The 10,783-nt window shown below is 66.7% G+C and carries 8 protein-coding genes; 3 read left to right on the top strand and 5 right to left on the bottom strand.

Translation table 11 applies throughout. From position 1 onward, the window contains the following. Nucleotides 1-100 precede the first annotated feature (100 nt). Together RW112_RS08025 and RW112_RS08020 are read right to left on the bottom strand one after the other, a co-directional pair. Entirely contained in the window at nt 101-1,171 is a 1,071-nt protein-coding gene (locus tag RW112_RS08025; RefSeq protein WP_317781241.1) for a quercetin 2,3-dioxygenase, read from the bottom strand. A gap of 131 nt (nt 1,172-1,302) precedes the next feature. Then, nucleotides 1,303-1,773, bottom strand: coding sequence for a DUF1772 domain-containing protein (locus tag RW112_RS08020; RefSeq protein WP_317781240.1), 471 nt, complete (start codon nt 1,771-1,773; stop codon nt 1,303-1,305). Between the two features lie 127 nt (nt 1,774-1,900). Here RW112_RS08020 and RW112_RS08015 point away from each other — a divergent pair, with 127 nt between their 5' ends. Further along, complete coding sequence (locus tag RW112_RS08015; RefSeq protein ID WP_317781239.1) at nt 1,901-2,878, top strand: AraC family transcriptional regulator; 978 nt, start codon at nt 1,901-1,903, stop codon at nt 2,876-2,878. 48 nt (nt 2,879-2,926) lie between these two features. Here RW112_RS08015 and RW112_RS08010 read toward each other — a convergent pair whose 3' ends face one another. Next, on the bottom strand, nt 2,927-4,642 hold the full coding sequence (locus RW112_RS08010; protein WP_317781238.1) for an HNH endonuclease signature motif containing protein: 1,716 nt from the start codon (nt 4,640-4,642) through the stop codon (nt 2,927-2,929). A 65-nt stretch (nt 4,643-4,707) separates the two neighbouring features. Further along, nucleotides 4,708-5,112, bottom strand: a complete 405-nt coding sequence (locus tag RW112_RS08005; RefSeq protein ID WP_317781237.1) for a cupin domain-containing protein — start codon at nt 5,110-5,112, stop codon at nt 4,708-4,710. A 296-nt stretch (nt 5,113-5,408) separates the two neighbouring features. On the opposite strand from RW112_RS08005, the gene RW112_RS08000 reads away from it, so the two are divergent. Further along, nucleotides 5,409-6,440, top strand: coding sequence for a zinc-binding dehydrogenase (locus RW112_RS08000; protein WP_317781236.1), 1,032 nt, complete (start codon nt 5,409-5,411; stop codon nt 6,438-6,440). 72 nt (nt 6,441-6,512) lie between these two features. Next, nucleotides 6,513-7,556, top strand: a complete 1,044-nt coding sequence (locus tag RW112_RS07995) for an NAD(P)-dependent alcohol dehydrogenase (RefSeq protein ID WP_317781235.1) — start codon at nt 6,513-6,515, stop codon at nt 7,554-7,556. 91 nt (nt 7,557-7,647) lie between these two features. Here RW112_RS07995 and RW112_RS07990 read toward each other — a convergent pair whose 3' ends face one another. Further along, the gene (locus RW112_RS07990; protein ID WP_411709880.1) at nt 7,648-10,746 is read right to left on the bottom strand and encodes an alpha-amylase family glycosyl hydrolase; all 3,099 of its coding nucleotides are present in this window, start codon (nt 10,744-10,746) and stop codon (nt 7,648-7,650) included. Between the last annotated feature and the right edge of the window lie 37 nt (nt 10,747-10,783).

Raw genomic sequence — 10,783 nt, 5'->3', positions numbered from 1 at the left:
ATAGGGCGCCTACGGAGCAATCGATGACCACCTGAGAGCAGAAATGGCCCGGACTTCCTTGCGGAGGTCCGGGCCGTTGTTTTCTCTGCGGCGAGGGCGGTTAGGAGATGTCCAGTGCCGTGCGCCGCTGCGGCGGCGGGCCCACCACGGTGAGGTCCATTTCGGCCTGGGCGCGCCCGAAGCCTTCCATGTCCATGTAGGGCTGGCCGCCTTCGGTGTACATGTAGTCCTCGGTGGGCTTGTTGAAGTACTCGAAGAAACCGTTGAAGACCGACGGCGTCAGGAAGCCCACCATCTGGGTGTTGTGCGCATCGAACGCGAAGGAGTGGATGGTGCCGGCCGGGGCATGCAGGAAGTCACCCTTGGTAAGCAGGACCTCGCGGCCGTTGGCGTAGAGCCACATCCGGCCTTCCGTGCACAGGAAGTTTTCGGTGTGCTGTTCGTGGAAATGCAGCGGGATGTACGGGGATTTGGCCCCCTTGGTGTGCACTGCGAAGTAGTTGGAGCCGGTGTTCGCCGGGCGGGAGAGGTAGGTGAACATGGTCTGGTAGCTGACCATCCGCTCACCTTCGCCGGCACTGAGGAAGTACGGGCTCTGGGCCGCAGGAAGTCCCGCGTCCTGCTGGAAGGAGGGCGCCACCCGTTCCACGTCCGGGAAAGTGATGCCGAATTCGGCGCCGACTTCCGCCTGCTCCTGGGCGCTGCGCTTGTGGCCGGGGCGAACGGGCGGCACGTGTGAATCGATGGGGGTGCCGACGCGTTCGTAGTAGGCCTCGGCGCCGCCGGGGGTCATCCAGTTCAGGAAGCGGGTGTAGTGGCTGGCCATGCGGTAGGCGTGCGGGGTTCCGGGCGGGATGACCACGGAATCGCCAGGGGTGAGGATGCGGCTTTCACCAGGCAGCCAGACGTGCAGGATGCCGTCGAAAACGTACAGGGTCTTGTGCTCCACCTTGTGGCTCACGAACGGTGATTCGGCCCCCATGCCGCCGGAGATGTAGGCGGCGCTGAAGATGCCCCCGGTGTCCGCCGCGCGGGCAATGACGGTGACCAGCTGCCCGTTGATTTCATACCGGGCGCCCTCGCCGGAAGCCATGTAGTAGGGGACAGCCTCGCCGGGCAGCGCGTTCGCCACCGGGAGTTGCGTGTTCATTTCCTCAACGCTGAGGGACATTGGTTCCTTCTTTCCAGTCCGGAGCTTCGCCGTGGCGTGGACACCAGCATGCCCTCAAAGCTGTCCGCCCGGCGTCGTGCTTTCCAATGAGTGAAATACATTCCGTGTCACGGGACTGCTGCCCGGTCCGTTCAGTGCACGGGGTCAACCAACACCGGCACCATCAGTCCGAGTGCGCCGGCGACGGACAGGGCGGCGCGGACATGGTTTGCCCGGGTCCATGGCTGTTCAAACACGCCCCACATGGCCTCCATCCCCCGGGGCTCCGTGCCGGCAAGCCTGTTGTTGAGGGGGACGTTCACTGCCATGGTCAAGGCCCAGCCGGTCAGGTATGCCACGGATCCGGCCACCCTCAGGGGCGTGGAATGCTGGGGATCGGCTGCCGCGGCGATGATGTTGGCCCCGCAGGCAGCCGCCGTTCCGAAGAAGAGGATCATGAAGGGCGGCGTGACCGCCCGCTCGTTGATCGCAGCCATCGCGGCCGCTGCCTCAGCTGCGGGCCGCTGACGCAGCGCCGGCATCACCACGGCCGAAAAGGCAAAGTAGAAACCGCCCGCCACAGCGGAACCCGTGCCGGCAACCACCGGAAGCCACGCGTTCACGGGCAGGCCCTGGGCGTGGGCTTGGAAAATGAATTCATGATCGTCATAACCTCAGCCTTCCGGCTTGGGGCTGGACGATGAATAGCTAAGCGTCCACTGAGCATCTTTGATCGTCTAGGCTCAGGGCATGGATCCTATGACGGAGTTCCTTGCCGGTCCCCAGGCGCGGCAGGCTTTCGCCCTTCGGGTCGCGCTGAATCCGCCGTTTGCCATCGACGTCCGTGACGGGGCCGCGCTGACGGTGATAGTCCCTGTGCGGGGGACAGCCTGGGTTGCAGCCGGCGGCGAAACGCAGTCTGTGAATCCCGGCGAGGCCGCCACGGTCAGGGGACCGGACCGCTACCTCGTGGCCGATTCGCCCGACCGTTCACCCACTGTTGTGATCGGTCCGGACCAATCCTGCCAAACGCCGTCCGGTGACCATGTGGAGGTCACCATGCGGCACGGTGTCCGGACCTGGGGCGATCGGGAAGACGCTGAGACGGTGATGCTGATTGGTACCTACCAGAGCGATGCCGCGGTAGGCCGGCTCGTCACCGCGGCGCTGCCCCGGCTCGTCGCGTTCACTGCGGAGGAGGTGGATCCGGCGCTGCTGGAAATGCTGCACCGGGAACTCACGCTTCAGGGCCTCGGCCAGCAGACCGCCCTGGACAGGGTTCTGGACCTGCTGCTCCTCCACCTGGTGCGCGCCTGGGCCGCACGCCCCGGGACCGCAGTGCCCGGCTGGGTATCCGGCAACCGCGACCCGATCGTCGCCGAGGCGCTTTCCCTGCTGCACCGGGAGCCCGCGGCCCCATGGACTGTTGCTGAACTGGGCAGGCGAGTCCACGTTTCCCGGGCCACGCTGGCCGCGCGGTTCCGCAGCACTGTGGGACAGCCACCCATGACGTACCTTGCGGCGTGGCGCCTGGCTTTGGCTGCCGACCGCCTCTCGACGAGCGCTGACACACTGGCGGTGATTGCTGCCCGGGTGGGGTACAGCAACGCCTTCACCTTCAGCACTGCTTTCACCCGCGCGTACGGCAGCAGTCCCTCGGCATACCGGGCTTCACAACGGGGTGGCGTCAAGCCCGGTCTCCACCGCCCGGCCGGTCAAGTTGGCTAGTGGTGGCCGGCCGGTTTGTGCTCAACAGAGCCTGGAAAGAGCCGCCATTCAGCACCGGAAGTAGTGGTTCCGTCTGGGTACTTGGTGTGGGTCGATGTGGGGTGGCGGGATGAACCACGGGATCCCGGTTTGGATGCGGATCTGCCATTGTTCTTTGTGGATCAGGTGGTGGTGATGGCTGCAGAGCAGGGTGCCGTTGTCTGTGCTGGTGGTTCCGCCGTGTGACCAGTAGGTGATGTGGTGGGCTTCGCACCAGGGGGCCGGGATGGTGCAGCCCGGGAACGCGCAGCCGTGGTCGCGGGCGGTGATGGCTTTGCGGATGTGGGGCGGGAAGATCCGGGTGGTGCGGCCGATGTCCAGGACGCGGCCCTGACTGCCGAGGAGGACGGGGATGATGTCGGCGTCGCAGGCGATCTTCCGGACGGTGGAGGCGGTGACGGGGCCGGTGAACGTGAACGAGCCCGTGCCGGGGATGCCGGTGTTCGTGGCAGTGGCGGAGGTTCCGGTGCCTGACGACGCCAACCGGTCCAACCCGTCCAACCGTTCCAACAGGTCGCGGTAGTCGATGGTGACCATGACCTGCGGCCGCAGTCCGCCGGCAGCGGGCAGGGCTCCGGTGCTGAGGCCTGCTTTGGAGGCGCCGACGAGGCCGTCGAGGAGCCGCTGCGGCCTGGTCCGCAGGTCCAGGGCATCGGCTGCAGTGGTGTCCGCGTCGCCAATGCCAGTGCCAGTGCGGGTGCGGGGGTTGGCGGCGGTGTTCATCGCGGTCAGGAGGGGCTCGAACTGGTCCGGGGTGGCGAAGACTTCAAAGTGCTGGAGCCCGCGGCGGGGCTGCCGGAGGAAGACGCCCTGGCGGCGGCGGAGTTCTTCCTCGGACGGTTCGGAGCCGTCCTGGTCGAGCCCGTCGACCCAGCGCCGGGCGACCCGGGCCAGTAGATCGGCATCACTCTCGGCCGCCTGGCGGGTCAGCATGTGTTCCATCCGGGCCACGGTGCCTTCGGGGGCATGGTGGCGGACCCGGTCCAGGGCAAGGGTGATGATGGTCGCGGCGCGGGACGCAACTGTCCCCGCTGCCACGGCGGCGGCGAGTTCGGGACGTTCCGGCGGTTCGGTGTGGCCGGTGATCCCGGTCCTCGGGAGCAGAGAGTCCGCGAGGGCGAGCCGGCGGCGTGCTTCTGCGGCGCCGATCCGGAGCCGGGCGCGGAGGAACTCGGCGGAGTTCCGGCACCCGTCGTCCGCCGGGTCCGGGGCCCGGGTTTCTTGAGTTTCAGTTCCCGCGGGCGTCTCGGTAGCCGGATCACACCCGGTGCCAGCAGTTTGGCTGGAGGCCCAGCCGATGGGCCCGTGGACGGCTGTTGCTTCGCCCCACCCGGTGGCCCAGCCAACCGCGGCACCGGAGCCCGAGCCGGCCCGCGCAGCCGCCTGGGCCTGGCGCCTGGTCCGGTCTACGGCCCCGGCCGCAACCACCTGCAGATAGTCCATTTGCCGGCTGATCTCCTCGACGTTTGCCGCGAAGTCAGCCGCCTCTCGGAAGCCCATCACCGCGGTGTCGTCGACCGCCGTCGAACTCAAAGCTCCCGTCAGCGCAAGGATCCGGGCGAGATCAAGGGACCCGCCGCCGTCGGACGCCAACGACTGAGAAGCCCCCGGCCCGGCGGGGACACTGCGGAGACCCGGGCCGGAAGCGGGCCGAACGGCAGAAGCGGCGGGCAGTCCGGCCCATCGCAACGCCCCTCCTGCTGCAAGTTCCCCCATAACTTCCATGGGATAAGTGTGCCGCGAGGGTCAGACAATAATGCCGGCCCGCGCACAGGCCGTGCACAGGCCGCCTACTTCGCGCCGTATTCCTCGTCGGAAACGTGTTCGCCCCACGCAGTTTCCGGGCCCTCCTGGTCTTCGCCCAGGCCTTCCCACATGGCGAGGTGGCACATGAAGTGGTCAGCGGCGGCGCCGTGCCAGTGCTCTTCACCTGGCGGCGTGTAGATGGTGTCGCCGGGACGGAGCTCGATCACCTCGCCGCCGCGGGACTGGACCAGGCCGCGGCCCTCGGTCACATGTAGGGTCTGGCCGTTCACGTGCGAGTGCCAGGCAGTGTGCGCGCCCGGGGCGAAGCGGACCATGTTCACGCGCAGTTGCGAGGGTGCCTCGCCCTTGGCGATGACGTCGAACCAGACGTCGCCGGTGAACATTTCCGCCGGTCCCTTGTTGCTTGGCGTCTTGGGCTGGATTTCCAACAGTTCTCCTCAATCGCTGGTTACCCGCCCCTGTGGGGGGGCGGCATTCCACCCCTTCAACACTAGGAGCCGTCCCCGGCTGTAGGGAGGCCCTGCCAGTACCTGTACCAACAGGACCTTCCCCGCGCGAAGGGAACGCGGTTTGCTGGATAGGCAGCGAAAACTTCCTAAGGAGCACCCCATGGGCGAACGGCAGTCCTGACAGAACAGCCCGCTGAACAGCCGACGACGGCGCACGGCGGCTAAGCAGTCCGGCCGCGCCTGCCGCCCCACTCCAAAACCCGAAAAGGATCCTCATGCGAGCAACAGTCATGTACGGTGCCGGCGACGTGCGCGTGGAAAACGTGCCCGACGCGGCCATCAAGGAAGCCACGGACGCTGTGGTGCGGGTTGTCCTGTCCTGCGTGTGCGGCAGCGACCTGTGGCCCTACGCCTCCCTCCCGGCGTTGGACCAGGGCCGGCGCATGGGGCACGAATTCCTCGGCGTCATAGAAGACCTCGGCTCCGAGGTCCAGGGCTTCAAACGGGGCGACCTCGTGGTGGCGCCGTTCGTCTGGTCGGACAACACCTGCGATTTCTGCCGGGAGGGCCTGCAGACGTCCTGCCGCCACGGCGGCGGGTGGGGCCACAACCTCGACGGCGGCCAGGGCGAAGCAGTCCGCGTCCCGCAGGCGCAGGGCACGCTGGTAAAGCTGCCCGTGGGGGAGGACTCGCCGCTGCTGCCCTCCCTCCTGACGCTCTCCGACGTCCTGTGCACCGGACACCACGCCGCCATCACGGCGCGGGTGAACCCGCGCACCACTGTGACGGTGATTGGCGACGGCGCGGTGGGCTTGTCGGCCGTGATCGCAGCCAAGCGCCTCGGCGCTGAACGGATCCTGCTCATGGGCCGGCACAAGGACCGGACCGATCTGGGCCGTGAATTCGGCGCCACGGATATCATCGCCGAACGCGGTGAGGAGGGGATCGCCCGGATCCGTGAACTCACCGGGGGCGATGGGACGCATGCCGTGCTGGAGTGCGTCGGGACCCAGGACGCCATCAACACAGCGATCGCCGCCGTGCGCGACGGCGGTGCCATTGGTAGGGTGGGAGCTGCCCAGTACACCGATGTGCCCATGAATTTCGGCACCGTGATGCGCAATATCACCCTGACGGGCGGCGTGGCCCCGGCCCGGGCCTACATCGAAGAACTTATGCCGGACATCCTCTCGGGAACAATTCAGCCCGGCAAGGTGTTTGACCAGACTGTGGCCCTCGATGATGTCCCCGCCGGCTACCGCGCCATGGCGGACCGTACAGCGCTCAAAGTGCTCATCCGCCCCTGAAACTGTCGTTCAACCACCCACCGAACCTCATCACCCAACGAATCCAGCGAACACCCAACATTGGAGACAACATTGTTTACCGCTAACGCTTACGCCGCCCCGTCCGCTGATGGAGACCTGGTCCCCACCACCATCGAACGCCGCGACGTCGGCCCCCACGATGTGCTGATCGAGATCAAGTTCGCCGGCATCTGCCACTCGGACATCCACACCGTCCGCGGCGACTGGGGACCGCAGCACTACCCGCTGGCGCCTGGACACGAAATCGCCGGCATCGTCACCGAGGTGGGCGCCGCAGTCACCAAGCACGCCGTCGGCGACCGCGTCGGCGTCGGCTGCATGGTCAATTCCTGCCGTGAGTGCGTCAACTGCCAGAAGGGCGAGGAGCAGTACTGCCTCAAGGGCAACACCGGCACCTATGGCGCCACTGACCGCGACGGCACCATCACCCAGGGCGGCTACTCCACCCACGTCGTGGTGACCGAAGACTTCGTGGTCCGGATTCCCGAAGGCATCGAGCTGGACGTCGCCGCCCCGCTGCTGTGCGCCGGCATCACCACCTACTCGCCGCTGCGCCATTGGGGTGCAGGCCCGGGCAAGAAGGTGGCCGTCGTCGGCTTGGGCGGGCTCGGCCACATGGCCGTCAAGATCGCCCACGCCATGGGCGCCGAGGTCACTGTGCTGTCCCAGTCGCTCAAGAAGCAGGAAGACGGACTGAAACTGGGTGCCGACCACTACTACGCCACCAGCGACGAAAACACGTTCGCCGATCTGGCCGGCAGTTTCGACCTGATCATCAACACCGTCAGCGCCTCGATCGACATCAGCTCCTACCTGCAGCTGCTGACCCTTGACGGCACGCTCGTGAACGTCGGTGCTCCGGCGGAACCGCTCCCGGTGAACGCGTTCGCACTCATCGGCGGCCGCCGCTCCTTCGCCGGTTCCATGATCGGCGGCATCCGCCAGACCCAGGAAATGCTCGACTTCTGCGCCGAGCACAACCTGGGTGCCGAGATCGAAGTCATTCCGGCGGCGAAGATCAACGAGGCCTACGAACGCGTCCTGGCCTCCGACGTCCGCTACCGCTTTGTGATCGACACCGCGACGCTCAGCTAGCCAGGCCGCGTCAGCGACCCGGAGCAGTAAAGAACAAAGCAGTGCCGCCCTCAGGTGAGGGCGGCACTGCTTTTGTGCCCAACGGAGGTAGCTACCCCGCAGTCATCACGTGAGTGAAGTGGTCGTACCGGATGGTGAGCGGGCCGCCGTCGTGCACCAGGCCGATGTTGGCGCCGTTCGGAGAGCCGCCGGCACCGTAGCTCACGGTCCACGACCGGTCCAGGGCTGCCTTGAACTCATACGTGCCCGCCGGAAGGCCCTCCACGGACAGCTTCCACACGAGATCCTCCGGGTCCAGTTTCAGCTGGGCCTGGTCGCAGGCGGGCATCCAGTTCTCCGGGCACCCCTGCTCAAGGTTCATGCTCCCCGCGGCCGCGACAGCGCCGGGCTGCTGGGATGCGTAGACCGGGCTCAGCACATGCGTGGTGTGGTCGTAGCGGAACGTCACGGCCCCGCCCGGGTGCTCCAGCACGATGTTCGCGCCGTCCAGGGCGCCGCCTGCTCCATAGTTCTCATCCCAGCCGCCGTTGAGTGCGGCCTTGAACTCATACGTGCCCGCCGGCAGTTTAGGCACTGTGAGGCGCCAGACCTTGTCCGCCGGGTCCAGCGTCATCAAGGCCGCCGCGCAGGCCGGATCCCATTCCCCGCATCCCATCTCGGCATTCAGGCTGCCCGCCACGGTGACGGAGTCCGGCTGCGGGATTTCACCGGCCACCACGGTCCGGATATCGCTCACCACGTTCTCGGCGCCGGGAACTGACATGGTGGCCCGGTAGCGGACTTCGGTGCCGTCTGCGAGGCCAAGGGCCGCAAGATCGTCAAACACCGTGTAGGCGGGGGATGAACTGTCCGAACCGATCGGTGCCCACGCGCCGCCGTCCACGCTGCGGTCGAAGCTGACGGTGTAGTCAGCTTTTTCAGGGCTGGCCATGGCACTGACTTCCACCGTGCCGTCCACGCTGCTTCCTTCGGCCGGTTTCTGCATGGCCAGGACCGGGGCGGGAACGGTGCCGGCCCGGGCGGCGCTGGCGGAGGTGTGTCCGCCGTTGTCCAGGACGACTGCTCGGTATTCCACGGCGGTGCCCGGGTTCAGCTCCGTGACATCGTGGAACACCTGGTACGGGGCGGTGTCGTCCGTGCCGATCGGCGCCCAGTCTCCGCCCGCTGTCCGCGCCTGGAAGGTGACCTCGTAGAACGAGGAACCGTCGACGTCGGCCGCCACCCGGATCCTGCCGTTGTCGCCTTCCGCCGTGGCGGGCTCCTGAAGGGCGACGGCGGGAGCCGCCTTGGAGTGCGGAATCCGCCCGGACGATTCGTAGACCACCGCGGAAAGCGGCGGGACGGAAACGGTGAGCTTGCCGTCGTCGGCCGTCTTGACTTCGGCGGCGGAACCGCCGGAGTCACCTGTGCCGCCGTAGATTCGGGTGTAGGTGCGCTTGGCAATGTACGTGGGCACCGCGGCCGTCTGCTCGGTCCCGCTGTTGTTGACTGCCACGACGTACTCGCGCTGATCCGTCGCGTCGGTCCGGGAAAACGCGTAGATCCCCTTGCCCTCGGCGGCATACCGGCTTTGGTGGGCGCCGTTGCGGAGGGCCGGGTGCTCGGCGGTCAGCGCGGCGAGCTCGCTGATCTTGCTGTAGAGCGGGTGGCCGGTGTCGAAGTTGTCCGCGGCATGGGTGGCATCCGTACCCAGCAGGTCATCGTCAAGGTATTCCGGCACCTTGCTGGCGAAGAGCGTCTGGCGGGCATCCTGGTCCCCGCCGGGACCCGTGAAGCCCTGCTCGTCGCCGTAGTACACCACCGGGTTGCCGCGGGAGAAATACATCAGCTCATGGGCAAGCCGGTCGCGGGCAACACGTTCGGCGTCATCCGCGCCGGGGTTGTCCGCGGCAATGAAGCTGCCGATCCGGCCCATGTCATGGTTGCCCAGGAAGGTGGGCAGTTGGTAGACGTTGGAGTCGGCGTCCGTGTACCAGTCGTCGCCGGCGAAGAAGGCCTCGAGCTGGCCGGCGTCCTGGCTGCGGGAGGCGAAGTTGCGGGCGGCATCCTGGAACGGGAAGTCCAGCACAGCCTGCATCTTGTTGCGGGTGGTGAACTGCGAGGTGAAGCTCTTGGAGGTGTCAAAGACCTCGCCGAACATAAAGAATTCGTCCTTGCCGTGGGCCTTGGCGTAGTCCAGCACCCGGGGGCCGAACTCCTGCCAGAACTCGTCGTTCACGTGCTTCATGGTGTCGATCCGGAAGCCGTCCACACCGAAGTCGCCAATCCATGTTTCATACACGTCCGCCATGCCGTCCACCACGCGGGGGTGCTCGGTGAAGAGGTCGTCCAGGCCGAAGAAGTCCCCGTAGAAGGAGTCCTCGCCCTGGAAGGTGGTGTCGCCACGGTTGTGGTACAGCGTGGGGTCGTTCAGCCACTCAGGCACCTTGAGGTCCTTTTCGGCCTCATCCAGGACCGGCGTGTAGGGGAAGGACTTCTCAGGATCCAGCTCCGGGAACTCGTCCGTTCCGGCGTAGTCGCGGTCGTCAAACACGTCGCCGGCCGCCGTTTTGTAGGGTACGGCATCCTTGGAGACGTACGGCTTGCGGGCATCCTTGGGGTCTTCCCCGTAGCCGATCACGTCCGCGGTGTGGTTGGTGATGATGTCGAAGTAGACCTTCATCCCGCGGGAATGCGCTTCGTCGATCAGTGCCTTCAGCTCGGCGTTGGTGCCCAGGTGCGGGTCGATCTGCGTGAAATCGGTGACCCAGTAGCCGTGGTAGCCGGCTGACTTGTCTTCCGGCTGGACTGCTTTGTTCTTGAAGCTGGGCGTCAACCAGATGGACGTGGTGCCCATGCCCTGGATGTAGTCGATCTTGTCCAGCAGGCCTTTCAGGTCGCCGCCGTTGTAGAAGCCCTTTTTGGTGGGATCGAAGCCGGAGACCATGGGGCCCCCGCCCAGCCCGCCGTCGTCGTTCGCGCTGCTTCCGTTGTTGAAACGGTCCGCCATGACGAAGTAGAAGTTCTCGTCCGTCACCGGTGCACGGAGCGAATGGGAGGCCGACGGCGCTCCTGGGCTTTTTGGCTCCGGGGCCGCGTAGGCCGGGCCGGCCAGGGCGGCCGCGGCCACCAGCGCCGCAACCGCCGCCGCGACGCCCCTGGCCGGCTGGCTGCAGGGTGGATTCTTGGGGTGTGAACTGCGGAAAAACACGATAGGAAGACCTTCCGGAAAGCGACGTTGCTGCTGT

The sequence above is a fragment of the Arthrobacter sp. B10-11 genome (assembly GCF_033142195.1).
Classification (GTDB): Bacteria; Actinomycetota; Actinomycetes; order Actinomycetales; family Micrococcaceae; genus Arthrobacter; species Arthrobacter oryzae_C.
Note: the sequence above shows the minus strand (reverse complement) of the source record. Positions and strands in the feature narration are given on the sequence as shown.